Here is a 25,464-nt window from a genome sequence, read left to right as displayed (position 1 = left end):
GGGGTGCGATTTTTTTTGTCATGATGGGCTCAAGATATTCGTAGCGAGACGTGTCGAGCTGAGTTGAAATACTGACAAATACTCAAAAATATTCTTGATTGATGTAAAGAAACAGCGTCCAATGCCGTAACCAAGGCACCGGGCGACGCATCCTGTTTCCCGGTATCCCCCAAAAGGAGAGCACCATGGATGTCAATCAAATCGCATCACTGGCCACCAGCATGGCGTCGGCGCAGACTTCGGATTCGGTCAACGTACTGATGCTGAAGAAAGCGCTCGACAGCCAGGCTTCTGCCGCCGTGGGCCTGTTGCAGGCATTGCCGCCGTTGCCGGCCAACCCGAACATCGGGCGCAACGTCAATACCACTGCCTGAACACCGTCCTCTTGAAATCGCAGTCCTTGCCGGACTGCGATTTTTTTTGTGCATCGTCGGATCGCCGCCTTTGCCAATTCTTCGGAAGAACAATAGATTGTGCGTTTAGGTAAATACACAATCTGTTGTTCTTGATTTCGTGCAGATGACCAATATAATGGTTATATGTAAAAAGAACCATTTAATTGGATCTTCTGATGACCAATCTGCAAGACATCGGCCGTCGTATTCGCACCGCGCGTAAAGCACGGGGGATGACGGCTGTCGCGCTGGCCGCGCTGGCCGGAATGCACCGCAACACCTTGCTGGCGCTGGAAACCGGGCGCGGCAACATCGAACTGGTCAAGCTGCTGGCCCTGTGCGAGGAGCTGGAGCTGGACCTGCTGCTGTTGCCGCGCCAAGCAGCGCCGCTGCGCGCCGCCGAGGCGCAAGGCGCTGGCAGCCAGACCGAACTGGGGGCGCGGCTGCAAGCGCTCATGGGCGAAGGAGGCGGGGCATGAGCATGCTGCGTTCCCTGCGCATCCGCCTCGGGCAGACCGAGGTCGGTTCCTTGTTCGCCCTGGATGACGGGCGCTGCTATTTCCGTTTCGATGACGCCTATGCCTTGCAGGGGGACGATCGTCCCGTCCTCTCGCAGCTTTATCTGGCCTCCACCGAAGAGCGTACCCGCGCCCAGCTGCTCGATCCCACGCTGGCGGCCAACCGGGGGGATGGCCGTGGCGGATTGCCTCCCTTCTTCCAGAATCTCCTGCCCGAAGGGCAGTTGCGCAAACACCTGATCCAGCGCGCCGGTCTCGCTCCGGACGATGAATTTGGCCTGCTGGCCTACTGCGGACGCGATCTGCCCGGCGATGTCTCGGCGCTGGCCGAAGAATTGGATGAACGCGGTCTCGGCCGCCTGCTAGGCCAGGGCCATGACAGCTACGAGATGAGTTCCGGCCAGTTGCCGGTGCCGGGCGGGGAATCGCTCTCGGGTGTCCAGCCCAAGCTGGCGCTGGTGCGGGAGAGCGGGGGACGCTACGTCATGCGCTCCAAGGATAGCCAGGGCAGCCACTTCATCGCCAAGCTGCCGGCCACCGACTACCCCAACATGCCGCAGGTTGAGTTTGCCTCGCTGACCCTGGCCGCTGCCGCTGGCGTGCAGACTTGCCGGTTCAGCCTGGAGCCGTTGTCGGCCATCGGTGATCACCTGCCGTTCGGCCTGCGCAACGACGCCAGCCGTTTCCTGCTGGTGCAGCGCTTCGACCGCGACGCGCCCACGCCCACCGGACGCTTGCACATGGAGGATTTCGCCCAGGTCACCGGTACTGCGCCGGCGGCCAAGTATGTCGGTACCTACGCGGCCATCGGCGTGGTACTGCTGGAGCGAAGTACGCGCGGGGCCGAGGATGTCTACGAGTTGCTGCGGCGGATCAAGGTCAACGAGCTGCTCGGCAATTTCGATGCGCACCTGAAGAATTTCAGCCTGCTGTATCACACGCCCCAGCAGGCCGCGTTGTCTCCGGCCTATGACATCGTGGCCTACGCCGCCTACGTGGGCGGCGATGGCCATGCGCTGGCCTTCGTGCCGGGACAGAAGGGCAAGCAATTGCTCACGCCCGCCATCCTGCGCCAGCTCGCCAACCTGTGGCGCCTGCCGGAGCCGCGATTGCAGGCGGTGCTGGTGGAGACGGTCGAGCGCGCCATGACGCAATGGCCTTCCCTGATCGAAAGCCTCCCCTTTACCGACGCCCAGCGCGGCAAGCTGCTGGCGCATCTGGAGGCCAATGCCAGCGTGGCCGCCTGGCGCCGCCGCGCCGCGCGCAGGAAGCCTGCCAGCGCGGAGGGCGCATGAGGCCCACGCCCACCCTGCCCATGCGCGAGGGCTTGTCGCCCAGCTACCTGTGGCTGCAACCGGGGCCTTGGCGCGACATGCTGTCCTTCCTGGCCGACCGCTTTACGGCCGTCCCCGAATCGATCTGGCGCGAGCGCCTGCTGCGGGGGGAAGTCCGCAACCAGCATGGTGAAGCATTGCGCCCGGAGTCGCCCTATCGCAGCGGCGATTGCATTTTCTACTACCGCGAATTACCCGAGGGTGAAGCGCGCATTCCGGTGGAAGAAAAGATTCTGCATCTGGACGACCATTTGTTGGTAGCCGACAAACCGCATTTCCTGCCGGTGATCCCGACTGGTCGCTTCGTGCAGGAAACCCTGCTGGTGCGACTCAAGAAGGCCACCGGCCTGCAGGACCTGGTCCCCATCCACCGGCTGGACCGGGAGACGGCCGGGGTGATCGTCTTTTCGCATCAGCCGGCCAGCCGAGGCAAGTATCAGTCCATGTTCCAGCAACGGTCCATGTTCAAGGTCTATGAAGCGATTGCCCCGCTGCGGCCGGATCTGGCGTTGCCACGGGTGCACCGCAGCCGAGTGGAAGAGATCCCTGAACAGTTCTTTAAGATGTATGAGGCCGAAGGCGCGCCCAATTCTGAAACCCACATTTCCCTCCTCGAACAGCGGGGAGAACTGGGCCTCTACCAGCTGGAACCGGTCACCGGACGGCGTCACCAGTTGCGGGTGCACATGGCCTCGCTGGGCATTCCCATCCTCAACGATCTGTTCTATCCGCACGCCGTGCCCGTGGGCGTGGCCGATGATCTGGACAAGCCCCTCAAACTGCTGGCCCGTTCCCTGTTCTTCATCGATCCGCTCGATGGCAGCGAGCGGCATTTCGTCAGCCAGCGCAGCCTTTAGCCGGGACGTTAACGCGGGTCAGGCAGCCGATTTGAGCTGGTGCAGAGAAGCCACCAGATCAGCAAACCGTTGCCCCTGGATCATGATGTGCTGGCGCAGCACCTCGACGGTACGTTCCGGGTCGCCGGCGATGATGGCATCCACCACGGCCTGGTGTTCGTCATAGGACATCCTGAGACGATCCCGCACCCGCAACTGCAGGCGGCGATACGGCCGCAAGCGGCGGTGCAGGGCGCGCGCCTGCTCGGCCAGGAAGCCATTGTGGCTGCCGGCATAGATGTGGTCGTGGAAGGCTTCGTTCAGGTAAAAATAGGCATCCGGATCGCTGGCATCGCGCGCCGCCTGGCAGGCCTGGTGCGCCGCCAGCAGCTCGGCATGCTCGGCCGGCGTCATGCGGCGCGCGGCCAGGCGGCCGCACATGGCTTCGAATTCGGCCATCACTTCAAACATCTCGATCAATTGCTGCGGGCCGATCTCGGCCACGATGGCCCCCCGGCGCGGCCGCATCTCGACGATGCCCATCGAGGCCAGCTGGATCAGCGCTTCACGGATGGGCGTGCGCGAAACACCGAATTCCTCGGCCAGCGAGGTTTCATCCAGATGCTGGCCCGGCGCCAGCTTGCCGACGGCGATCAGCTCTTCAATCGATTCGCGCAGGGTTTCAGAACGGGTCTTTGGCGTGTCCATGGTGTGTTGCCTCTAAAACAAGCATTGTAAAGGGAAGAGCCTCCACGGGATTAATGCTTGACAATGTATGCGTTTCGACTGAAATTGTATACACGATGAGAGCATAAAAACACAGTAGTTCCATCAATTCCTGGAGGAGATACCAGCATGACCGCATTTACCCGTCGCCATTTCCTTGGCACCCTGGCCGCTGCACCGCTTGCCACCGCCATGCCCGCTGCTTGGGCGCAAACGGCCAGCCTGAAGATTTCTCACCAGTTTCCCGGTGGCACCCTGACAGAAGGCGACTTCCGTGACCGCCTGGTGCGCATGTTCGCCCAGCAGGTGAACGAAAAGACCAAAGGGGCCTTGAAGTTCGAGATCTATCCCGGCTCGTCGCTGATGAAGACCAATGCCCAGTTCTCCGCCCTGCGCAAGGGCGCGCTGGACATGTCGCTGGTACCGCTGAACTATGCAGGCGGGGAAGTCCCGGAAACCAACATCGGCCTCATGCCCGGCCTGGTGACCTCCTACCAGCAGGGCGCCGCCTGGAAGAATGCCGAAGTGGGCAAGGAACTGGCCCGCATCCTGGGCGAGAAGGGCGTGGTCATCGTCAGCTGGATCTGGCAGGCGGGCGGCGTGGCCTCGCGCGGCAAGCCCATCGTCGATCCGGCCGATGCCAAGGGCATGAAGGTGCGCGGCGGTTCGCGCGAGATGGACCTGATCCTGAAGGAAGCGGGGGCCGCCGTGGTGACCCTGCCTTCCAATGAGATCTACGCCGCCATGCAGACCGGCGCGATGGATGCGGCGATGACTTCGTCGACTTCCTTCATGTCCTTCCGCCTGGAGGAGGTGGCCAAGTCCCTCACTACCGGGCGCGACAAGGCTTACTGGTACATGTTCGAGCCGCTGATGATGTCCAAGGCCGTGTTCGAACGTCTGCCCAAGGACCAGCAGGCCGTCATCATGTCCGTCGGTGCAGACATGGAACAGTTCGCCACCAAGGCTGCCCAGGCCGACGACATCGCCGTGGCCCAGGTCTACCAGAAGGCCGGTGCCAAGGTGGTTGACCTCAACGCCGAGGTCGTCAAGAAGTGGCAGGACATCGCCCGCAATACCGCCTGGAAGGACTTCGCGGCCCGCAATACCAACTGCGCCAAGCTGCTGGCCCTGGCGGAGAAGACCGTATGAGCCACGGCTTCGAGATGCCCGGCGCGGCGGCCACGCGCCCGGCCGTGCCGGCCAGCGCCCCGGTGGCCTGGCTGTCGGCCTTCCTGCAGGGCTACCATCGCGTGGCCGTGTTCCTGGGAATGATTGCGCTGCTGGTGACCTCCTGCATCCTCACCTATTCGGTGGTGGTGCGTTACTTCTTCCATCAGCCTACCGACTGGCAGGATGAAGCCTCGGTCTTCATGCTGGTTGGCGTGATCTTCCTGTGCTCGGCTTATGTGCAGTCGCTGCGCGGGCACATCGGCATCGAGGCGCTGGCCGGCTTGCTCTCGCCGCTGGCCAACAAGGTGCGCATGTTCATCGTGGATGTGGTGTCCTTCCTGTTCTGCGCTTTCTTCACCTGGAAGTCGTGGACCCTGTTCCATGAAGCCTGGGTGGAGGGGCAGACCACGTCGTCCACCTTTGCGCCGCCGCTGTGGATTCCGTATTCCCTGATGGCGCTGGGCATGAGCATGCTGACGCTGCAATTGCTGGTGCAGGTGCTCACGCGCATCACCGGCACCGTGCCTGCTGCAACGTCCGGAGGTGCGCAATGAGTCCGCTGACCCTGGGTGTGCTCTATGGCGTGGTCACCATCCTGGTGATGTGTTCGGGCATGCCGATCGCCTTTGCGCTGGGCGTGGTGGCGACCGGTTTCATGTATTTCTTCATGCCGGAATCGTCGCTGGATACCATCACGCAAAACGTTTATGAAGAAATCGCTTCCATCACGCTGCTGTCGATTCCGCTCTTCATCCTGAAGGGGGCGGCCATCGGCAAATCTCCTGCGGGCAAGGACTTGTATTCGGCCATCCACGCCTGGTTGAACAAGGTGCCGGGCGGGCTGGGCATCGCCAACGTGTTTGCCTGCGCGCTTTTTGCCGCCATGGCCGGTTCGTCGCCGGCGACCTGCTCGGCCATCGGTTCGGCGGGCATTCCCGAGATGCGCCGTCGTGGCTATTCACCGGGGTTTGCCGCGGGCATCATCGCCGCCGGCGGCACGCTGGGCATCCTGTTGCCGCCGTCGATCACCATGATCCTGTATGCCGTGGCCGCCGAGCAGTCGCTGGGACGGCTGTTCCTGGCCGGTATCGGGCCGGGCGTGCTGCTGGTGATCCTGTTCGCGGGCTATGCGGTCTTCCGGGCGCGCAAGGAATACAAGCTGGCGCATGCCGTCTACACCGCCGGTGGGGCCAAGTCGGCCTACTTGGACGACGAACATTTCACGCTGGCCCAGAAAGTGGAAATGCTGCCGCGCGTGCTGCCTTTCCTGATCTTGCTGATCGGGGTGATGGTGGCGCTCTATGGCGGCCTGGCCACGCCCTCCGAAACCGCTGGCCTGGGCGCGCTGCTGGCGCTGGTGCTGATCGCGGTGGTCTATCGCATCTACAAGCCCAAACAGATCGCACCCTTCCTCAGTTCCACCATCAAGGAATCGGGGATGCTGCTGCTCATCATCGGCATGTCGCTGCTGTATTCCTACGTGATGAGCTACCTGCACATCAGCCAGTCGGCAGCGCAATGGGTGGTCGACCTGCATCTGTCGAAGTGGCTGCTGCTGGCCGTGATCCTGGGCATGGTGATCGTGCTGGGCTTCTTCCTGCCGCCGGTGTCGATCATCCTCATGACCGCGCCCATCATCTTGCCGCCTCTCAAGGCCGCCGGTTTCGACCTGATCTGGTTCGGCATCGTCATGACGGTGGTCATGGAGATGGGCCTGATCCACCCGCCGGTGGGGCTGAATCTGTTCGTGATCAAGAACATCGCACCCGATATCGCGCTGGGCGATGTCATCAAGGGTACGATTCCTTTCCTGGCGCTGATGTTTCTCGCGGTCCTGCTCTTGTGCATGTTCCCCGGCATCGCGACCGTATTGCCTGATTTGTTGATGGGAGCCAAGTAAATGAGTAGTAGCGAACGCGTGTGGAATGCGCGCCAGAAGAACCGTGAACAGCGGCTGGCGCGCGCCACCGCCGCATTGGGTAGCCAGTTGCAGGGCAAGATCGCGCCTGCGGACAAACTGGCGGAGCTGCTCTATGCGGTGCTGGAAAACGGCGACCGGGTCTGTGTCGAGGGCAACAACCAGAAGCAGGCCGATTTCCTGGCCAAGGGCCTGGCGGCGCTCGATCCGGCACGGGTCAAGGGCTTGCACATGCTGTTTTCGGTGCTGGCCTTGCCGGAACATCTGGACGTGTTCGAGAAGGGCATCGCCGACCGGCTCGATTTTTCCTTCTCCGGTCCGCAGGCCGGCCGCCTGGCCAAACTGGCCTCGGCCGGCAAGCTCAACATCGGTGCCATCCATACTTACCTGGAGCTGTTTGGCCGCTACTTCGTCGACCTGACGCCGCGCGTGGCGCTGGTGGCTGCGCAGGCGGCCGACCGCCACGGCAATCTCTATACCGGGCCCAATACGGAAGATACGCCCGCCATTGTCGAAGCGACGGCCTTCTCCAGCGGCATCGTCATTGCGCAGGTGAACGAAATCGTCGATGAGCTGCCGCGCGTGGACATCCCGGCCGACTGGGTCAACTTTGCCATCAAGGCTCCCACGCCGCATTACATCGAACCGCTCTTCACGCGCGACCCGGCGCAGATTTCCGAGATCCAGGTGCTCATGGCGATGATGGCCATCAAGGGCATCTATGCCGAATACGGCGTGCAGCGCTTGAATCACGGCATCGGTTTCGATACCGCCGCCATCGAGCTGATCCTGCCTACCTATGCCGAATCGCTGGGCCTGCGCGGCAAGATCTGCAAGCACTGGGCGCTCAATCCGCACCCGGCGCTCATTCCCGCCATCGAGGCCGGGTTTGTGGAATCCGTGCACTCCTTCGGCTCCGAGCTGGGCATGGAAGATTACATCCGCGCACGGCCCGATGTCTTCTTCGTCGGACCCGATGGCTCCATGCGCAGCAACCGCGCCTTCTCGCAGACGGCCGGCCACTATGGCTGTGACATGTTCATCGGATCGACCTTGCAGATCGACTTGCAGGGCAATTCCTCCACGGCCACGCTGGGCCGCATCGCCGGCTTTGGCGGCGCCCCCAACATGGGCGCGGATGCGCGCGGACGCCGCCACGCCAGCGAGGCCTGGCTCAAGGCCGGCCAGCAGGCGCGCGCCGGACGCAATACCATTCCGCGCGGCCAGAAGCTGGTGGTGCAGACGGTGGAGACCTTCCGCGAGCACATGCAGCCGGCCTTCGTCGAGAAGCTGGACGCGTGGCAGCTGGGCGAGCAGGCCAAGATGCCGATTCCGCCCGTGATGATCTATGGCGACGATGTCACCCACATCCTCACTGAAGAGGGCATCGCCAACCTGCTGCTGTGCCGTACCGAAGAAGAGCGCGAGCAGGCCATCCGCGGCGTGGCCGGTTATACGGCGGTCGGCATGGGCCGTGACAAGCGCATGGTGGAGAACCTGCGCGACCGGGGCATCATCCGCCGCGCCGAAGACCTGGGCATCGACAAGCGCATGGCCACCCGCGACCTGCTGGCGGCCAAGAACATGAAGGACCTGGTGCGGGCTTCCGGCGGGCTGTACAACCCGCCCAAGCGCTTCCGCAACTGGTGATTTTCCCGCAATGAAAGCGACATTATGGAAACTTTGACTTTTCGCTTCGAGCACGGCCAGCGCCGCCTCAAGGCCACGCCTGAACTGGTCGGCGTGGTCAGCTCGGGCAACCTGGAGGTACTGATCGAGCATGCGGCCCTCAATGGTGCCTGCGCCATCGAGGTCAAGACCGCCGCGCGCGGCTTCGGCACCATCTGGGAAGCGGTGATGACCGACTTCCAGCAACGCTGGCAACTGGCCGATACCCGCATCTCCATCAACGACATGGGGGCCACGCCGGCCGTGGTCAGCCTGCGCCTGGACCAGGCCGTGGAAGCCATGGTGGAGGAGGGCGCATGAGTGCGAGCTATCTGGAAGCCACGGCGCGCGAGCGCATCCTGGCGGTGCTGGACGCCGGCAGCTTCAAGGAACTGCTGCCGCCCGCGCAGCGTGTGGTGAGTCCGCATCTGGGCCAGCTCGATGCGCCGGTCTCTTTCGACGATGGCGTCATCATCGGCGAAGGCCTGCTGGGTGGAAGCGCCGTGATGGCCGCCGCGCAGGAAGGCGGATTCATGGGGGGGGCAGTGGGCGAGGTGCACGGTGCCAAACTGGTGGGGCTGCTCAAGCGCGCCATGGCCAGGCAGGCCGCAGGCGTGATCCTGCTGCTGGAAACCGGCGGCGTGCGCCTGCATGAAGCCAATGCGGGGCTCATCGCCGTCTCCGAAGTGATGCGCGCAGTGCTGGAGGCGCGTGCCGCCGGCATTCCGGTGATCGTGCTGGTCGGTGGAGCCAATGGCTGCTTCGGCGGCATGGGCATCGTGGCGCGGTGTGCCAATACCGTCATCATGTCCGAGGAAGGGCGGCTGGCCATGTCCGGTCCGGAAGTGATCGAGACTGCCAATGGCGTCGAGGAATTCGATTCGCGCGACCGTGCCCTGGTCTGGCGAACGACCGGCGGCAAGCATCGCTACCTGATCGGCGATTGCCAGCAACTGGTGAGCGATGACATTGACGCCTTCCGCACGGCAGCCATCGCCGCGTTGTCCGCCGTCAGCGATGCGAAGCTCACGCTGTCCGGGCTGGAAGCCGAGCAGGAGATGCTGCGCCGTCGCATCGCCACTTTCGGCCATGCCGAGGACCCGATGGATATCTGGGCCGAGCTGGGCGTGGCCCGACCGGAAACGGTACCGATGCTGGAAGCCGCTGCCTTCACCGCCATGGCCGAGCGCCTGCGCATCGTCTCCAAGGCCTGAGAGGAATTCATGAACCAGACTGTTACTCAACCCCAGGTCGACTGGCGCGCACTGGCGCAGGACTTGTTCCCGCAAGGCCATGCGATCACCGAGCAGGATCACTTCCTCTCCGGCACGGCGCAGGTGGATGGCCGTACCGTCACCGTGGTCGGTACCACCGGGCATACGCCCATCGGCATCGAAATTGCGCTGGCCCAGGCCAGTGCGATCCTGCAGACGGTGCGTGAACATCCCGGCCGGCCCATCGTGATCCTGGTCGATACCCAGGGCCAGCGCTTGCGCCACCGCGATGAAATGCTGGGCATCAACAGCTACATGGCGCATCTGGGCAAATGCGTGGAACTGGCGCGCCGTCAGGGCCATCGCGTGGTCGGCCTGGTGTATGACCAGGCGCTGTCGGGCGGCTTCATCACCAGCGGCCTGATCGCCGATGCCTGCTATGCCTTGCCGGAGGCGACCATTCGCGTCATGGGCCTGCCAGCGATGGCCCGCATTACCAAGGTGCCGGAAGAACGGCTGACCGAGCTGGCCAAGAGCAATCCGGTGTTTGCCCCCGGACCTGAAAATTATTTACGCATGGGCGGCGTTGCCGAGATCTGGAATGGCGATCTCGCCACGGCGCTGGCCGCTGCGCTGGCCCAGGATCGCAGTGCCGACACCCGTGCGGCCACGGGGCTCGAACGGGGCGGGCGCAAGTGGGCGCAACGCGTCATCGATGCGGTCGCCAACGATACGCCCTTGAACGGATGAGTATGCCGTCCGCGTCCGCTCTGGCCGACTCGCGTCATCACCTGCTCTGGCTGAGCGAGGCGGGCTGGTCGCGCCTGCTGGCCGGTGGCAGTGATGCACGCCAGCAGGCCACGCTACAGCACTGGCAGCGCATGCGCTGGCCGCTGATCGTGCGTCGCCGCGACGTGGAGGCCAAGGACGAAGAGATCTGTGTCGGCATCGCCTTGCCGCCCGATGCGCAGGGCAACAAGCCGCGCATCGCGCTGCGGGTGAGGGCCGATGAAGTGGCATCAAGCCGCGCGCCTTTCCTGCTGCGCGACATCGTCGCTGCGCGTCTGGCCGGTCTGCCGGCCGCGTGGCAGGCTGGGCTGGCGGAGTTGCAGGAGCACATGGAGCGCGCCGGTATTGCTCTCTCTGTATTCGGTTCTCTGGCCTGGCAGGCGGTGACGGCGCAAGTTTATCTGCGCAGCAGTTCCGACATCGACCTGCTGTTCCAGCCGCGCAGCCAGGCCCAGCTGGAAGCAGGCGTGAGGCTGCTGGCCTGGCAGGCGATGTTCCTGCCGCTGGATGGAGAAATCGTGTTTCCTGACGGGGCCGCCGTGTCGTGGAAGGAATGGCGACAGGTCGCGGTGCTGGGCAGCCATCCCGAAGGCCAGGTGCTGGTCAAGCGGCCAGCCAGCGTAGCGCTCGAACGCGTGGGCGCACTGCGCGCCAGCCTGCCGCAGGAGCAGACATGCGCCGCCTGATGCAGCATCCCGATACGCTGACCCCGCCGCTGCACCATACGCAGAAGCGCCGCGCCGCCCGCGAGAACCTGGCGTTCTGCCGCCAGCTCGCGCGCCTGGCGGTGCGCAGCCTGTACCAGGAACTTGTGCTCTATCCCAAGCCCGGCCTGGTCTCGCGCGTGGACAATGGCAGCCACACCGACATGACGGCCGAGACTTTCCTGCGCAGTCTGTTTGCGCTGCGCCATTACTTTTTCCAGATCGCCGCCGCAGGCCTCGACGGCGCGTCTTTCCGCACCCTGCAGACGCTGGCGATTCGCGCCGAAGAGCGCATGTTGCGCGCCACCGGCGGCATCAACACGCATCGCGGCGCGATCTTTGCGCTGGGCATGCTGTGCGCGGCCACGGGATATGCGCGGGGCCGTCACATGCCCCTGCAACCGGCCACCCTCCGCGCCACTTTGCTGATCCAGTGGGGCGATGCACTGGCCCGCCATAGCGCGGCAGCGATGCCGTGCGGCCAGCACAGCCATGGCCAGCGCGTGGCCGCCGAGCATGCCGTGGGCGGGGCGCGAGAGGAGGGCGCGCTGGGCTTCCCGGCAGTGTTCGAGGTGGCCTTGCCGCAATTGCAGGCCACCCTGGCGGCCGGACGCGAGCTGTATCAAGCCCGTATCGATGCGCTCTTTGCGCTGATGGCGCATCTCAGCGATACCAATGTCTACCATCGCGGCGGGGCCGAGGGCGCTGCCCTGGTTCGCAGTCGCAGTGCGGCCTTCCTGGCGGCGGGCGGTACTGCGCTTGCCGATTGGGAAGCGCGTGCGCTGGACTGCCATCGCGAGTTCGTCACCCGCCGCCTGTCGCCGGGCGGCGCGGCCGATCTGCTGGCGGCGGCTTGCCTGGTCCATGAGGTTTGCAACTTATGAGTCTGCGCCTGGCTATCCTGTGTCCGGGGCAGGGCGCGCAGCATGCGGGCATGTTCGATCTGCTGCGCGAGGATCCCGTGGCCAGCGCTTTCCTGACGCAAAGCGATCTGTCGTCGCATCTGCAAGCGCCGGTGGAAACGGTGCTCAACGATCCTGCGCAGCTGTACGCCAATCGCAACGCCCAACCGCTGATCGTCGCGGCGCAACTCGCCGCATGGCAAGCGTTGCGGGAGCCGTTGTCAGCCTTCGCGGGTGCGCCTTTGGTGGTGGCAGGTTACAGCGTGGGCGAACTGGCCGCCTATGCGGTCGCCGGGGTCCTCGATCCCGCGCAGTCCGTCGCGCTGGCAGCACGACGCGCTGCAGCGATGACCGAGGCGGCCAGCGTGCAACCGGAACAAGGCTTGATGGCCATTGGTGGACTGCCGCTTGCCGTGGCGCAGGAATGCCTGGCGCGGCATGGTGGTTACGTCGCCATCGTCACTGGCGAAGACACGCTCATCGCCGGTGGCACCGGGAAGGCCCTGCAAGCCGCCGCGGATGAGCTTGCGGCCGCTGGCGCGCGGATTTCCTCCCTGCCCGTCGGGCTGGCCTCGCACACCCCATTGATGCAGGCGGCCACGGACTTGTTTGCGGCAGAGCTTGCCGCACTCCAGCTGTGCTCGCCCGGTCCGGCCTTGCTGGCGGGTGTCACCGGGCAGGCGATTGCCGATGCAGCGCAGGCGCGGACACTGCTGGTGCGACAGCTGGTCGCGTCCATCCAGTGGGCCGGCTGCATGGATGCCATGGCTGAGCGTGGCGTGACGGTCGCGCTGGAACTGGGGCCTGGCGCGGCACTGTCGCGCATGCTGCGCGAGCGCCATCCGCAGATGGCCTGCCGTTCGCTGGCGGACTTCCGCAGCCTCTCGGGCGCGCTGGCATGGCTGCGTCGGCAAACTGACTGAATCGGCGCGCGGTCCGCCTTCAGCTGGCTTCTGCGCCATGCTGGTGCTATCGTGAAATGAAGAATTCTTCCATTGTCCATGCGCCTGTCGGATCCGGCTGACAGCGCAACCCGCTTTGTGCAGTTCAGTCCATCGCGGCGGCGAACCAATGACCGAACCCTCAGTCGCATCTTGAAGCAGTGCCCATGTTCAACCCGACCAGGAGGCCCCAAGATGAAAGTCGATGTGTACAAGCGCCCGGACGGCGACGGTTTGTTTTCCTACCTCGTCCTGCCCCACGAAAAGCCCATGCCGGAAGAGGTGACCAATACCGACTGGCAGCTCCATGAGCAAAACGTGGACTTTGAGCGCGACGGCAAGCGGCATTTCACGCTGGATCCGGAAGATGCCTTCATGCAGATCGGCGAGAAAGGCTACGCCATCACCCATCTGGACCAACGCAGCGGCGACGGCGCGGCCTGAGACCCCAGGCTATCGGCCCATCCGCAGAGGAGATCATCATGCCCACTGAACAAGTAGGCGATTACGAAGTGGAATACGCTGGCGTGCGCCTCATCGGCGGCGACGAATGGGTGGCCCAGGTGGCCATCTTCGGCCATTCCACCAATCCCATGCACCGCAACCCGGTGTTCCCGGTGCAGCGCGTGCTGCCCGACCAGACCTTCGCCGATGAAAAGGCGGCCGAGGAGGGCGCGCGCCAGGCTGCGCATGAGCTGCTGGAGAAGCAGACAGCGCGGCATTGACCGCAGTTTCCCACTAAAGAAGCCCGATCCGCCTGTTGGCGCATCGGGCTTCTTCGCATTGATTGGACGCTGATGGCATGGAATTCGCATGCTGACGGCAGCGGCTGATGAGTGGCAGGCTGCTCACTCTGCTGTTTCGCAATAGAATGGCGATGATTGCATTTTCCTTCACCTCTTCCTTTTCCCCCGTCCGGCCAGGTCCCCTCATGAAACCGCCTCTGCTCGTCCTGATTCACCTTTCCGAAGAAAGCACCGCCACCATCGCCGCCCACTACGACATCCTTTACGCGCCGGATCGCCAGCGCCGTGACGCGATGATCGCCGGCCCGGCCAAAAAGGTGGCGGTGGTGCTGACCAACGGTTCCACCGGCCTGACTGCCGACGAAATGCGTGCCTTGCCGCATCTGCAGCTGGTGTGTGCCCTGGGCGCCGGTTTTGAAAACATCGACGCCGCCCATGCCAAGGCGCATGGCATCGAGATCGCCACCGGTGCCGGTACCAACGAGGACTGCGTGGCCGACCATACGCTGGGCCTGCTGCTGGCCATCCTGCGCAACATCCCGGTGCTGGACCGCTACACCCGCGACGGCGGTTGGCGCGAAACCATCCCCTTGCAACCGCAGCTGGCGGGCAAGCGGGTGGGCATCGTCGGCATGGGCAATATCGGCAAGAAGATCGCCCGCCGCGCCGCTGCCTTCGATGCCGAGATCGCCTACTGCAACCGCAAGAAGCGTGATGACGTCGATTTCCACTACTTTCCGGACGTGGCCCAACTGGCCGGCTGGGCCGACTGCCTGATCGTGGCAGCGCCCGGCGGCGCCCAGACCCATCACCTCATCAATGCACGCGTGCTGGAAGAACTCGGTCCCAAGGGCTACCTGGTCAACATCGGCCGTGGCAGCATCGTCGATACCGAGGCCCTCGCCGCGGCCCTGTCGGCCGGCCGCCTGGCCGGTGCCGGGCTGGATGTCTACGAAGGCGAGCCCAAGCCGCCGGCCGCCCTGATCGGCCTGCCCAATGTGGTCCTGACGCCGCACATCGCCGGCTGGTCGCCGGAAGCCATCAGTGCTTCCGTGCGCCAGTTCCTGCGCAATTGCGAGGAGCATTTCGCAGCAGCCGAGCCGGTGGTGCGGGCCTGAGCGGGCGGCTGCGCGACAGCTGACGCGAGTTTTTTTGCCATAGCCGGGCTGGCTGGCCGATAATGTCGGCCGCGGCCGGGGTGCTTTCCTCCACGAGAGCGTCCCGGCCGGTCGCCTGCGCGCGCTCGGGGGAGCGTGCCGGCGCACGGCACCCCGGTGTCATTTCATTCGAAGATCAACCCATCGCCATCACACTACAGAGAGAGCCACGCACCATGGATCTGCCATCTCACCAACTCACCATGACGGTCCTGATGACCCCGGACATGGCCAACTTCGCCGGCAACGTGCACGGGGGAACCATCCTCAAGCTGCTTGACCAGGTGGCCTATGCCTGCGGCAGCCGCTACGCCGGCCAGTACGTGGTGACCCTGTCGGTGGACCAGGTGATGTTCCGCCAGCCCATCCACGTGGGCGAGCTGGTGACCTTCCTGGCCAGCGTCAACCATACCGGCAAGTCGTCCATGGAAATCGGCATCAAGGTGGTGGCCGAGAACATCCGCACCCAGGAAACGCGCCACGTCAACAGCTGCTTCTTCACCATGGTGGCCGTGGACGACCAGCGCAAGCCGATCCCGGTGCCGCCGCTGCGACCCTTCTCGCAGGAAGAAAAGCGCCGCTTTGACGCCGCCGTGATCCGCAAGTCGCTGCGCCAGGAACTGGCGCGCCGCTACGAGGAAGTCAAGCCCGGCACGGACAAGGCCAACTGAGCCTTCCGGATCGCGCAATGAAAAAGGGGATGAGCCAGCGCTCATCCCCTTTTTTGATTCCCGCCGGACTGGCGCTCAGTCCAGATGCACCACCACCGAGCCAAGCACGCCCAGCTCGGCCAGCACCGTCTGTCCTGCCCGCACCGGCATGGGCACGATGGTGGAGCCGGTGGCAACCAGCTGTCCGGCTGCCAGTGTCAGGCCGTACTCGCGCAATTCATTGGCCAGCCAGGTCAGCGCCACGCGCGGATCGCCCAGCACCTGGGCGCCACTTCCGGTGCGCCGTTCGCCGCCCTCGATGGTGGCCGAGGTCGCCAGCGCGGCCAGGTCCAGGCTGCGCCAGTCGATGCTGGCCGGTGCGCCCAGCACGAACTGGTCGCCACAGCTGTTGTCGGCGATCAGCTGCGCTGCGCCTACTTCGCGGAACAGGTCATACCGGGTGTCGGGGATCTCGATGGCCGGATGCACCGCGGCCACGGCCGCCATCACTTCTTCCTGCGTGTAAGGCGTATCGCGTGGCGCGAGCGTGCTGCCCATGCGGAAGGCCACTTCCACTTCGGCCACGCGCATCAGGTTGTCGCCCAGCGTGATGCGGGCACCGCTGCGGTGAATGCGCTCGGCCAGCAGGCGGCCAGCCAGCGGTGCATCGACCTTGAGCAATTGCTGTCCGCCGGGACCGGTGGCGGCGTTCTTCCAGCCGGCCAGCGGCGCGAAGCTGCGCGCTTCCAGGCGGCGCTGGATGTCATAGGCCTGGCGCCGGTCCCCCGGCTGCAGATGCGCCGGCAATTGCGGGATGCGGCGGTTGTGCGCCCAGCAGTCCCACAGCAGGTCGGCGGCTTCCTGGCATTGTGAATCGGTCAGCACGGCGGTCTCCCCAAAATGAAGGCTTGTGTTCAGACGCTCAAGGGGCCGAGTGCGCCGATGGCGATGGTCAGCAGGCCCAGGCACAGGTTGATGCCTACCAGCATGCGCACCTGGCGCAGTGCGCGCGAGGCGCGGTCCCAGTCTTGCTGGGCGGCCGCCAGCTTGAGTCGGCGGAAGGGGGCGAAGAAGATGTGGGCGAAGATCAGCATCATCACGATACCGATGCCGGTCATGGCGTGGACATAGGGCGGCAACTTGGCAGCGCCAGCGCCCATCATGGCCATCATGTGCAGGCCGCTGCCCAGCACCAGTGCGATGGCGACCCAGACCCAGATGAAGAAATTGGCCAGCACGGCGGCCATCAGGCTCAGCCGCTGCTCCGGATGCAGCACGCCCAGCGCGGGGCGCAGGGCCATGTGGGCGAAGAACATGCCGCCGACCCAGATCGTCAGGCCCAGCAGATGGAAGAATTTGGCAAACAGCATGGCGCTCCCGTCAGAAAAGTTCATATGCATCCGTGGCGCATTGTCGCATGAGTGGGAACACGGCGTATCGTCAGCCGGGCGAAACCGCCAGCTTGTGGTAATGTCTTGCAGAAACTTCATCACCAATACTACTCACTCATCGGGCGCTTCTTTGCGCCGCCATCCGGGGGGACGGTCACACCATGTCGAACACTAGCTTCAGCGGCACCACGCTCAGTGCCATCTTCTTCTATCCGATCAAATCCTGCGGCGCGCTCTCCCTGAGCCGCGCCGAGATCAGTCCGCTGGGCCTGGCGCTGGACCGCCACTGGATGCTGGTGGACCGCCAAGGCCAGTTCCTGACCCAGCGCACGCATCCGGCGATGGCCTGCATCACGCCCGCTTTCGAGGGCGATGCCCTGGTACTGCGTGCGCCCGGCATGCCCGCGCTGCAGCTGGCCGCCGCCGGCCAGGATGGTGCCACGCTCGCCGTCAAGGTCTGGGACAGCCGGGTTGAAGCGCTCGACCAGGGTGAGCAGGCGCGCGAGTGGTTCTCCGCCTACCTGCAGGATGACGCCCGCCTGGTGCGTTTCAATCCGGCCGTCAAGCGCGCCTGCAGTACCCGCTGGACCGGCGAGCATCGGGCCACCACGCAGTTCTCGGATGGCTATCCGCTGCTGGTAATCGGCCAGGCCTCGCTGGATGACCTCAACGCCCGGCTCGCTGCCAAGGGCGCACCGGCCTTGCCCATGGATCGCTTCCGTCCTAACCTGGTGATCGCCGGTTGGGAGGCCTATGAAGAAGACTTCATCGATACCGTGCGCCTGGGCAGTGAAGACCGTCCGGTACAACTGAAGCTGGTGAAGCCTTGTGCAAGATGTCCGATCCCCGGCATCGACCAGCGCAGCGGCCAGCGCGATCCGCAGTGGCCCAATGAACCCATGGACACGCTGGCCACCTATCGTGCCAATGCCAGGGTGAATGGCGGTCTCACCTTCGGCCAGAACGCCATCGTGATCGGCGGGGAGGGCGGCGTGATCGAGGTCGGCCAGGCCTGCGAGTGGGAACTGAATTTCTGAGTGTCCCGCCGGGTGGCCCCGTCAAACTCGATCCAGCTTCAATCCAATCTCAAGCCATTTCCGGCAGTACTGCAGCAAGGAACAAGATGATCAAGGCATTGCGACAATCCCTCCTGCTCACCCTGGCTCTGGCGGGCGCGGGGTGCTTTTTTGCCAGCGGCAGCGCTGGGGCCCAGGCACGTACCGTGCTGATCGGCCTGGCCGCGCCCATGAGCGGCCCGTCCGGCAGCACGGGCGTGAGCCTGGAACGCGCCGCCCAACTGGCGGTGGACGACCTCAACAACAGCAAGCCCGTCATCGCCGGCGAGCCGGTGCTGTTCAAGCTGCTGCCGCAGGACGACCGGGCCGATCCGCGCACGGGCGAGCTGATCGCCGATTACTTCGTCAAGAGCAAGGTGGCCGCCGTAGTCGGTCACTGGAACAGTGGCGTGGGCATCCCCGCCGCACGCATCTATGCCGCGGCCGGCATTCCGCACGTGGCCCCCGCCGTAACGGCCCCGGCTTACACGCAGCAGGGCGACGCCAGTGCCTTCCGCATCGTGCCGCACGACGGCGAGGGCGCGCGCCTGACCGCCGACTATGTCGTCCGCGAGCTGAAAGGCGTCAACGTCGCCGTGATCGATGACAGCACGGTGTTTGGCTCCACTTACGCCGATGAATTCGTCAAGTCGCTGACGGCCTTGCAGGGCAGGGTCACGGGACGCTATGCGGTGAGCAGCAAGACCTCCGACTTCAACAGCGTCCTGCGCAGCATCCGCGACAGCCATCCCGACGTGGTCTTCTTCGCCGGACTCGATGCCCAGGCCGCGCAACTGGTACAGGACCTGCGGCGGTTGCAGATCCGCGCGCCGCTGGTGGGGATCGGCGGACTGGTGGGGCCGACCTTTCTCAAGCTGGCCGGTGCCGCCGGGGAGGGGGTGAGCGTGGTGGAACCGGGACTGCCTTCCTACAAGGGCCCGCAGTGGAGCCATTTCGAACAAGCCTGGAAGGCGCGTTATCAGGACGAGATCTATCTCTATGCGCCCTTTGCCTATGATGCCGTGCGCGTGATCGCGGCCGCCATGCGCGAGGCCGATTCGGTGGAGCCGGCCAAGGTCACGGCCAGTCTGCACCGGATTCGATACAAGGGGATTTCCGGCACGATCGCCTTCGATGCCCAAGGCAACTTGCGCGATCCCGTATTTACCTTGTATCGCGTCAGTGGCGGACGGTGGCGCGTCGTGCGCAGCATCGGCAATCCGGACAGGAGTTGAGGGCGATCGAAGAATTCGAAGGAAATTCTCGCTGCCAAAAACAATGCCGCCCGGATGAACCGGGCGGCATTGCTGTTTGCGAAGAGCAGGGGGGCTTATTTCTTGGGACGTCCCACCTTCAGCGGGGTCAGGCTGCCGAGGATGTCCTTCAGTTCGTTGATCTTGAGGTTCTTGATCAGCGACACGCCGATACGCAGCAGGTCGCTCTTCTTGATCTCGACACCGGACTTCAGGCAGGTCTTCTTGACCTGGGCCAGCACGGCGTACTCGTTCTCGGGCATGGTGAAGCTGTCGCGCACTTGCTTGACCTTCTTGGCCTTGGGGGCTTTCTCGACTTTTTCTACCTTCTCGGCCTTGACCGGCTTGTCGGCCTTTTCAGGCTTGGCGACTTTCTCGACCTTCTTTTCGGCCTTGGGGGCTGCCGGTGCAGCTGCTGCAGCGGCCGGCTTGGCGGCTGCGCGGGTGGCGGGCTTGACGGCTGGTTTCTTCACCGCGGCGGGCTTGGGGGCTGCCGGCTTGGCGACAGGTTTCTTGGTTTCGGTTGCTGCTGCTGCGGCTTGAACTCTGGTGGCCATGAACGCTCCTCTGAAAATTGATATAAACAATATATATTTTTTGCGCCTTTGCCGCAACATTCCTGCCGCCTGGCAACGATTTCATCGTCGTATTTCGATGTTGCAAACGTTTTCAGGGGTGCGGTGACCACAGCATACGCGCCTGGCCGTATTGCGGCGAATTACTTGTCCCGGGCGAAATGAACTTCTCCAGATTCATGGCCGCGATGCTAGCAAGTCCAGGTTAAAACTCTGTGACAAAGGTCAAAACAATTTATACGAAGCGCAAAGCCACAAAAAAAAGCAGCCCGGCCTTGCGGACGGACTGCAATCAACAACGCTCTCTACCGGGGACTTACATGATGCTGTTGGCGACGGCTGGCAACTTATCGCTGGAGACCGGTGTGCTGCCAGGCTGGTTGCCGGCAGCAGTCTTCAGTGGGGTCACGGTGGCCGGGCCCTTGGGCTGGGCGGCCTGCGCCAGATCGTTCTGGCTGGTGAATTCCTGCAGGAACTGGGCGAAGCCGGTGCCGACTTCCTTGTGCTTGAAGCCCATGGCGACGGCTGCCTTCAGGTAGCCCAGCTTGGAGCCGCAGTCGAAACGCTGGCCTTCGTAGCGATAGGCCAGGATCTGTTCCTGTTCCAGGAGGGCAGAGATGGCATCGGTCAGCTGGATTTCGCCACCGGCACCGGTGCCGATGTTTTCCAGGCGCTCGAAGATGGCCGGGGTCAGCACATAGCGGCCCACGACGGCGAGGGTCGACGGTGCGTCTTCCGGCGACGGCTTTTCGACGATGCCGCTCAGCAGCTCGGTACGCTCGCCGTGTGCGGTGCCGCTGACGATGCCGTACTGGCGGGTTTCCGGACGCGGTACGTCCTGCACGGCCAGCAGGCTCTTGCCTTCACGTTCGTACAGTTCGGTCATCTGTGCCATCACGTTTTTCTGGCCGGGAGCGGCATCCATGAAATCGTCAGCCAGCAGCACGGCGAAGGGCTCGTCACCCACCAGCGGCTTGGCCAGCAGCACGGCGTGGCCCAGGCCCAGCGGCTCGGCCTGGCGCACGTAGACGCAGTTGATGTGCTTGGGAATGACGTTGCGGATGGTTTCCAGCAGCTTCACCTTGCCGGCGGCTTCCAGTTCGGATTCCAGCTCATAGGCCTTGTCGAAGTGGTCTTCGATGGCGCGCTTGTTGCGGCCGGTGATGAAGATCATTTCGGTAATGCCCGCTTCCACCGCTTCTTCAACGGCGTACTGGATCAGCGGCTTGTCGACGATGGGCAGCATTTCCTTGGGCTGTGCCTTGGTGGCGGGAAGGAAGCGGCTGCCGAGGCCAGCGACGGGGAAAACGGCTTTGGTGATTTTTTTCATGGTAAGTCCAGTTTTGGTTGAGTGAAGGGCGTGACACCCAAAGGCACACAATGCAGGCTTGCTAGCGACTCGCGCCTCCTCACGCCTGTCTGTTGTTCTTGATCATCTTCATCTGCAAAAACGCGCGGCATCCCTGAAACAGGGGCGCGACGCCGGGGAAGGCGTGGCTCAATGCATGCGCCGCAGTCTCCAGCAGGGAAGCGCGCGGCTGACGGCGCGTTGCCGGTACAGCGGCCGCTGCCTGCTCATCGACCAGCGCGATGCGCTGCGGCAGGCTGCCTTCGTTGAGTTGGTCCAGCACCGAAGCCAGCTGTGGTGCCTTCATCGAAATCTGATGCAGCATCTCGGCCGATTCGCGGGCGTAGCGGGCATAGTGTTCGACGAAATCAGCGCCCTCGGCGGCCTGCGGTGCAGTGCCGAAGGTGTTCAGCGCGAAGGCATTGGCAAAAACGGGTGACGGACGGGCACTGGTTTCGGTGGCGGACATGATGGCGGCTCTCTTGGAAATCGGGCTGGCGAATGCGGTATTGGGCAGGCGCGGCGGCAAGCGATGGAGGCTGTGTTCGATGCTGCACTGCGCTTATGTGCAGCAAGAGTAAAAAAACTCGCGCTTCCTCTCTATAGGAATGCCGCCTTTTGCGATGTAGGAAAAGAGGAAGGCGCGGCCATGACCGCTTTGCGCGCCGCAAACCAGCGTGGCCTGGCGCTGATCGGCTCAACAGCGCCACATGCCGGGCTTGTCCTACAAGGAAATGGGCCGCTGTCCGATACCTTGCCGACGCGCGCTTTTCTATCATCACCTCATCTGTTGCGCAGAGCGCTTGCAGAGAAGTGGAAGCAAGAGGAAGCCCCTGCATTGCACGGTTTCCGACATCAACCCAAGAACGACAGAACGATTGAAAGGGAACATCATGGAACACGGACTCATCGCATGGCTGATCATTGGCGCCGTTGCCGGCTGGCTGGCCGGTGTGCTGGTCAAGGGTGGCGGCTTCGGTCTGCTGGCTGACATCCTCATCGGTATCGTCGGTGCCGTCATCGGTGGCTGGCTCGCCGGCCTGCTGGGCATCGCCGTGGGTGGCGGCATCCTGGCCTCCATCGTCACCGCGACGCTGGGTGCCATCGTGCTGCTGGTGATCGTGCGCGCTTTCCGGCGAGCCTGACCAGGCCTGCACGCGGCCACGCCTGAAGGGGCGCGGCCGGTGTTTCTGCCCTGACCGAATGCGTCCGTGCCTTGGCCCGGACGCGTTTTGCTTTTCGGCAAGAAGCTTCATGCGTCACCAGCATCCCCGCATCGCCGTGGCCCGCAAAGCCCCGTGAACAGTGCCTCGCGGCAAGCTTTCTGCAAGAATCTTCATATCGATGCTGCAGCGCGCCATCCTGGCGTTACAATGTCCGGGACGTTGAAAAAAGATCAAGTAGCGAAGTGGCCGTGCCACCTCGTTTCCTCAGATATCCATTCATCCAGAACAAACCTATGAGTAGCGTCAATCCCCTCGCCGGCAAGCGTGCCGCACCCTCAGCCCTGGTGAACCTGCCGGTGCTGCTGTCGAACTACTACAGCCTGCGTCCTGATGTGGCCGAAGCCAGCCACCGTGTGGCGTTCGGTACCTCCGGCCATCGCGGCAATGCCAATCTGCACAGCTTCAACGAATGGCACGTGCTGGCCATCACGCAGGCCATCTGCGACTACCGCAAGGAGCAGGGTTTCAAGGGGCCGCTGTTCCTGGGCATCGATACCCACGCCCTGTCGGAACCGGCCTGGCACAGCGCACTGGAAGTGCTGGCCGCCAACGAAGTGGTGACCATGCTGGCCGAGGGCAGCCCCTATGCGCCCACGCCAGCCGTCTCGCACGCCATCCTCACGCACAACCGCGTGCATCGTGACAAGCTGGCCGATGGCATCGTGGTCACGCCCTCGCACAACCCGCCGGACAATGGCGGTTTCAAGTACAACATGCCCAATGGCGGTCCCTCGGATTCCAACGTCACCAGCTGGATCGAGAAGCGCGCCAATGGCTATCTGGAGCAGAAGCTGGAAGGCGTGCGCCGCGTCAGCTTCGAGAAGGCCCTGAAGGCCGAGACCACGCGCCGCTACGACTATCTCGACAACTACGTGGGCGACCTGCCCAACATCATCGACCTGGGGGCCATCTCGGCGGCCAACGTCAAGATCGGGGTGGATCCGCTGGGCGGTGCCGGCCTGCATTACTGGTCGGCCATCGCCGATCGCTACAAGCTCAACCTGGAAGTGGTCAACACCGATGTCGATGCCAGCTTCCGCTTCGTGCCGCTGGACTGGGACGCGCAGATCCGCATGGATCCGTCCTCGCCCTATGCCATGAGCGAGCTGATCGCCCTGAAGGATCGCTTCGACGTCGCCATGGCCTGCGACACCGACCATGACCGCCACGGCATCGTCGCCAAAAGCACCGGCCTCCTGCCGGCCAACGACTACCTGTCGGTGGCGGTGTATTACTTGTTCCGCCATCGTCCGGCCTGGCGTGCTGACGCGGCCGTGGGCAAGACCCTGGTGTCGAGCCAGATGATCAATCGCGTGGCCGATCACCTGGGCCGCAAGCTGCTGGAGATGCCGGTCGGTTTCAAGTGGTTCGTCGATGGCCTGTACGACGGCAGCCTGGGCTTCGGTTGCGAGGAAAGCGCCGGCGCCTCCTTCGTGCGTTTCGACGGCCAGCCCTGGAGCACCGACAAGGACGGCATCACCGCCGCCTTGCTGGCCGCCGAGATGACCGCCCGCACCGGCAATGATCCCGGTCAGATCTACCAGGACCTGACCCGCCAGTTGGGTGCGCCTGTCAATGGCCGCAAGGAAGCCGCCGCCACGCCGGAGCAGAAGGCGCGCCTGTCCAAACTGTCGCCGCAGGATGTGACGTCGACCGAGCTGGCCGGCGAGACCATCCGCGAGGTGATGACGACCGCACCGGCCAACGGCAAGCCCTTCGGCGGCCTGAAGATCGTCACCGACAATGGCTGGTTCGCGGCCCGTCCTTCCGGTACCGAAAGCATCTACAAGATCTATGGCGAGAGCTTCCGCGACCAGGCGCATCTGGACCGCATCTTCGCCGAAGCGCAAGAAATCGTGACGCGCGCGCTCAAGGCCAGCTGAATGCGCTGACGTCTTGCATTGCGCATGCCGATGACGCCGCCACCCCTTGGGGCTGGCGGCGTTTTTTTTCCGGCCTTCCTACAGGCGAATGGGCCGATGTCTGGCTGAGGGCAGGGCAGGGGCTTCGTAAGATGAGGTATTGTTTGCCACCTTGTCAGGAGGACCGCCATGAACCTGCCTCGTCCGGATCTCGCTGCAGAGTCCGCTGCAGCGCAGGGCGCGCGACCACCGGAAACCCCGGCAGCCGCACTGCTGCGTCCACCCGGCACGCCGCCTGCGCCGTCAGGCGCGCCCGTGCCGGATCACATCGTGGCCGATCCCGGCCATGTCGTTGAGCCCGACGGCACCGAAGACCCGCTGGCCAATGCCGATGATGGCTTGCTGCCCATGCTGCCGGCACGGCCCGGCGACCACACTACCCCGTTACCCTCAGAGGAGAACACCATGCACAAGCCCCAGGACACCCCGCCGGTCGAGGTCCCGCCGCTCGATCCGACGCCGCCCCAGGACCCGATTCCCCATCAGAACCCGATGGCCGGCCAGGGTTGAGCTTGCCTGCCGGATCTGCCACCCGAATTGCCCTGTCCGAGGAGGTCTGTTTGTACCATTCCCTGCACACTCCCCAAGAAACCCCGCCGGTCAACGAGCCCAACCTGCCGCCGCCGGCACTGCCCGATGATGAGCCGGTGCCGGTGCAAGATCCGCCCGACAATCCCCGGCCTTCTGACAAGCCTTTGCGCATGTAAGTAGCTGTCGTTGAGCGCGCTTGCGAAGCAGGCGCGCCGTTCTTCGTTGCGCTTGCAGCCGTCCATCGCGACCTTGGTTTTTGCATTTCCGTTCACGTCTTGCGAGCGATCGAGCGTGCAACATGCCGTTACGCGGCCATTGCGACTGCGCGCTGTCTTTTTCTTTCATATCGCCCCGGAACCGCCCTGATTTCGGCCCGCACCATCTCCTTTGCAGTCTGCCCTCTCTCCCCGCCATTCTTTCGCGTTGATTGAGACTTTTCTCGTTCAAGCCGCTTTGCATTTGTGAAAGCATCTGCTTTTTGCGGAGACCGCA

General features: G+C 64.0%; 30 protein-coding genes. 24 read left to right on the top strand and 6 right to left on the bottom strand.

Annotated elements, in window-relative coordinates; genetic code table 11:
- Positions 1-185 precede the first annotated feature (185 nt).
- The 4 genes from J2X56_RS05190 to J2X56_RS05175 all read left to right on the top strand — a co-directional run bounded on the left by J2X56_RS05190 (position 186) and on the right by J2X56_RS05175 (position 3,104).
- The gene (locus tag J2X56_RS05190; protein ID WP_121041615.1) at positions 186-374 is read left to right on the top strand and encodes a YjfB family protein; all 189 of its coding nucleotides are present in this window, start codon (positions 186-188) and stop codon (positions 372-374) included.
- 197 nt (positions 375-571) lie between these two features.
- A complete protein-coding gene (locus J2X56_RS05185; RefSeq protein ID WP_039785683.1) occupies positions 572-874 on the top strand; it encodes a helix-turn-helix transcriptional regulator in 303 nt (100 codons plus the stop codon).
- A complete protein-coding gene (locus J2X56_RS05180; protein WP_310158612.1) occupies positions 871-2,208 on the top strand; it encodes a type II toxin-antitoxin system HipA family toxin in 1,338 nt (445 codons plus the stop codon). The genes J2X56_RS05185 and J2X56_RS05180 overlap by 4 nt, the downstream gene beginning before the upstream one ends.
- Entirely contained in the window at positions 2,205-3,104 is a 900-nt protein-coding gene (locus J2X56_RS05175) for a pseudouridine synthase (RefSeq protein ID WP_134135857.1), read from the top strand. The genes J2X56_RS05180 and J2X56_RS05175 overlap by 4 nt, the downstream gene beginning before the upstream one ends.
- An 18-nt stretch (positions 3,105-3,122) precedes the next feature.
- Here J2X56_RS05175 and J2X56_RS05170 read toward each other — a convergent pair whose 3' ends face one another.
- On the bottom strand, positions 3,123-3,791 hold the full coding sequence (locus tag J2X56_RS05170; protein ID WP_134135855.1) for a GntR family transcriptional regulator: 669 nt from the start codon (positions 3,789-3,791) through the stop codon (positions 3,123-3,125).
- Between the two features lie 147 nt (positions 3,792-3,938).
- On the opposite strand from J2X56_RS05170, the gene dctP reads away from it, so the two are divergent.
- The 14 genes from dctP to J2X56_RS05100 all read left to right on the top strand — a co-directional run bounded on the left by dctP (position 3,939) and on the right by J2X56_RS05100 (position 15,692).
- Complete coding sequence (gene dctP, locus J2X56_RS05165; protein ID WP_209566771.1) at positions 3,939-4,961, top strand: TRAP transporter substrate-binding protein DctP; 1,023 nt, start codon at positions 3,939-3,941, stop codon at positions 4,959-4,961.
- Positions 4,958-5,536: a TRAP transporter small permease gene (locus J2X56_RS05160; RefSeq protein WP_209566768.1), complete on the top strand. Its 579-nt coding sequence runs from the start codon at positions 4,958-4,960 to the stop codon at positions 5,534-5,536. The genes dctP and J2X56_RS05160 overlap by 4 nt, the downstream gene beginning before the upstream one ends.
- A complete protein-coding gene (locus J2X56_RS05155) occupies positions 5,533-6,882 on the top strand; it encodes a TRAP transporter large permease (protein ID WP_310158607.1) in 1,350 nt (449 codons plus the stop codon). The genes J2X56_RS05160 and J2X56_RS05155 overlap by 4 nt, the downstream gene beginning before the upstream one ends.
- Positions 6,883-8,550: a malonate decarboxylase subunit alpha gene (gene mdcA / locus J2X56_RS05150; RefSeq protein ID WP_310158604.1), complete on the top strand. Its 1,668-nt coding sequence runs from the start codon at positions 6,883-6,885 to the stop codon at positions 8,548-8,550.
- Between the two features lie 24 nt (positions 8,551-8,574).
- The gene (gene mdcC / locus J2X56_RS05145) at positions 8,575-8,889 is read left to right on the top strand and encodes a malonate decarboxylase acyl carrier protein (RefSeq protein ID WP_121041600.1); all 315 of its coding nucleotides are present in this window, start codon (positions 8,575-8,577) and stop codon (positions 8,887-8,889) included.
- The gene (locus J2X56_RS05140; protein ID WP_209566763.1) at positions 8,886-9,782 is read left to right on the top strand and encodes a biotin-independent malonate decarboxylase subunit beta; all 897 of its coding nucleotides are present in this window, start codon (positions 8,886-8,888) and stop codon (positions 9,780-9,782) included. The genes mdcC and J2X56_RS05140 overlap by 4 nt, the downstream gene beginning before the upstream one ends.
- A gap of 9 nt (positions 9,783-9,791) precedes the next feature.
- Positions 9,792-10,532, top strand: a complete 741-nt coding sequence (gene mdcE / locus J2X56_RS05135) for a biotin-independent malonate decarboxylase subunit gamma (protein ID WP_310158601.1) — start codon at positions 9,792-9,794, stop codon at positions 10,530-10,532.
- A gap of 2 nt (positions 10,533-10,534) precedes the next feature.
- Positions 10,535-11,257: a malonate decarboxylase holo-[acyl-carrier-protein] synthase gene (gene mdcG, locus J2X56_RS05130; RefSeq protein ID WP_245201980.1), complete on the top strand. Its 723-nt coding sequence runs from the start codon at positions 10,535-10,537 to the stop codon at positions 11,255-11,257.
- Complete coding sequence (mdcB, locus tag J2X56_RS05125; protein WP_121041592.1) at positions 11,245-12,159, top strand: triphosphoribosyl-dephospho-CoA synthase MdcB; 915 nt, start codon at positions 11,245-11,247, stop codon at positions 12,157-12,159. The genes mdcG and mdcB overlap by 13 nt, the downstream gene beginning before the upstream one ends.
- Positions 12,156-13,100: an acyltransferase domain-containing protein gene (locus J2X56_RS05120; protein WP_310158597.1), complete on the top strand. Its 945-nt coding sequence runs from the start codon at positions 12,156-12,158 to the stop codon at positions 13,098-13,100. The genes mdcB and J2X56_RS05120 overlap by 4 nt, the downstream gene beginning before the upstream one ends.
- Positions 13,101-13,313: 213 nt before the next feature.
- Entirely contained in the window at positions 13,314-13,562 is a 249-nt protein-coding gene (locus J2X56_RS05115; protein ID WP_204726548.1) for a DUF6139 family protein, read from the top strand.
- A 38-nt stretch (positions 13,563-13,600) separates the two neighbouring features.
- A complete protein-coding gene (locus tag J2X56_RS05110) occupies positions 13,601-13,843 on the top strand; it encodes a hypothetical protein (protein WP_121041588.1) in 243 nt (80 codons plus the stop codon).
- A gap of 206 nt (positions 13,844-14,049) precedes the next feature.
- Complete coding sequence (locus J2X56_RS05105; protein ID WP_121042316.1) at positions 14,050-14,982, top strand: 2-hydroxyacid dehydrogenase; 933 nt, start codon at positions 14,050-14,052, stop codon at positions 14,980-14,982.
- 215 nt (positions 14,983-15,197) lie between these two features.
- Complete coding sequence (locus J2X56_RS05100) at positions 15,198-15,692, top strand: acyl-CoA thioesterase (RefSeq protein ID WP_034334157.1); 495 nt, start codon at positions 15,198-15,200, stop codon at positions 15,690-15,692.
- A 75-nt stretch (positions 15,693-15,767) separates the two neighbouring features.
- Here J2X56_RS05100 and J2X56_RS05095 read toward each other — a convergent pair whose 3' ends face one another.
- Both J2X56_RS05095 and J2X56_RS05090 read right to left on the bottom strand, forming a co-directional pair.
- Positions 15,768-16,556: a fumarylacetoacetate hydrolase family protein gene (locus J2X56_RS05095; RefSeq protein WP_310158594.1), complete on the bottom strand. Its 789-nt coding sequence runs from the start codon at positions 16,554-16,556 to the stop codon at positions 15,768-15,770.
- Positions 16,557-16,585: 29 nt separating this feature from the next.
- Positions 16,586-17,041 (bottom strand): CopD family protein, encoded by a 456-nt coding sequence (locus tag J2X56_RS05090; RefSeq protein WP_134222644.1) that lies wholly within the window; start codon positions 17,039-17,041, stop codon positions 16,586-16,588.
- Between the two features lie 182 nt (positions 17,042-17,223).
- On the opposite strand from J2X56_RS05090, the gene J2X56_RS05085 reads away from it, so the two are divergent.
- Together J2X56_RS05085 and J2X56_RS05080 are read left to right on the top strand one after the other, a co-directional pair.
- The gene (locus tag J2X56_RS05085) at positions 17,224-18,099 is read left to right on the top strand and encodes an MOSC domain-containing protein (protein ID WP_121041580.1); all 876 of its coding nucleotides are present in this window, start codon (positions 17,224-17,226) and stop codon (positions 18,097-18,099) included.
- Positions 18,100-18,185: 86 nt separating this feature from the next.
- Entirely contained in the window at positions 18,186-19,352 is a 1,167-nt protein-coding gene (locus J2X56_RS05080) for a branched-chain amino acid ABC transporter substrate-binding protein (RefSeq protein ID WP_204726545.1), read from the top strand.
- A gap of 95 nt (positions 19,353-19,447) precedes the next feature.
- Here the strand turns inward: J2X56_RS05080 and J2X56_RS05075 are convergent, their stop codons facing one another.
- The 3 genes from J2X56_RS05075 to J2X56_RS05065 all read right to left on the bottom strand — a co-directional run bounded on the left by J2X56_RS05075 (position 19,448) and on the right by J2X56_RS05065 (position 21,762).
- Positions 19,448-19,927 carry a hypothetical protein gene (locus tag J2X56_RS05075; RefSeq protein ID WP_121041576.1) on the bottom strand — a complete coding sequence of 160 codons (480 nt, stop codon included), beginning with the start codon at positions 19,925-19,927 and terminating at the stop codon, positions 19,448-19,450.
- 334 nt (positions 19,928-20,261) lie between these two features.
- On the bottom strand, positions 20,262-21,275 hold the full coding sequence (gene galU / locus J2X56_RS05070) for a UTP--glucose-1-phosphate uridylyltransferase GalU (RefSeq protein WP_121041574.1): 1,014 nt from the start codon (positions 21,273-21,275) through the stop codon (positions 20,262-20,264).
- A gap of 79 nt (positions 21,276-21,354) precedes the next feature.
- Positions 21,355-21,762 carry a hypothetical protein gene (locus tag J2X56_RS05065; RefSeq protein WP_198516508.1) on the bottom strand — a complete coding sequence of 136 codons (408 nt, stop codon included), beginning with the start codon at positions 21,760-21,762 and terminating at the stop codon, positions 21,355-21,357.
- 424 nt (positions 21,763-22,186) lie between these two features.
- Here J2X56_RS05065 and J2X56_RS05060 point away from each other — a divergent pair, with 424 nt between their 5' ends.
- The 4 genes from J2X56_RS05060 (at position 22,187) to J2X56_RS05045 (ending at position 25,148) form a co-directional block, all read left to right on the top strand.
- Entirely contained in the window at positions 22,187-22,438 is a 252-nt protein-coding gene (locus tag J2X56_RS05060) for a GlsB/YeaQ/YmgE family stress response membrane protein (RefSeq protein WP_017450312.1), read from the top strand.
- A gap of 314 nt (positions 22,439-22,752) precedes the next feature.
- Positions 22,753-24,402, top strand: coding sequence for a phosphoglucomutase (alpha-D-glucose-1,6-bisphosphate-dependent) (gene pgm, locus J2X56_RS05055; protein ID WP_121041572.1), 1,650 nt, complete (start codon positions 22,753-22,755; stop codon positions 24,400-24,402).
- Positions 24,403-24,570: 168 nt separating this feature from the next.
- Entirely contained in the window at positions 24,571-24,951 is a 381-nt protein-coding gene (locus tag J2X56_RS05050; protein ID WP_252695850.1) for a hypothetical protein, read from the top strand.
- A gap of 50 nt (positions 24,952-25,001) precedes the next feature.
- Complete coding sequence (locus tag J2X56_RS05045; RefSeq protein WP_166675071.1) at positions 25,002-25,148, top strand: hypothetical protein; 147 nt, start codon at positions 25,002-25,004, stop codon at positions 25,146-25,148.
- Positions 25,149-25,464: the final 316 nt, after the last annotated feature.

Source organism: Herbaspirillum sp. 1173 (genome assembly GCF_031455335.1).
In the GTDB taxonomy this organism is placed as follows: Bacteria; Pseudomonadota; Gammaproteobacteria; order Burkholderiales; family Burkholderiaceae_D; genus Herbaspirillum; species Herbaspirillum huttiense.
Note: the sequence above shows the minus strand (reverse complement) of the source record. Positions and strands in the feature narration are given on the sequence as shown.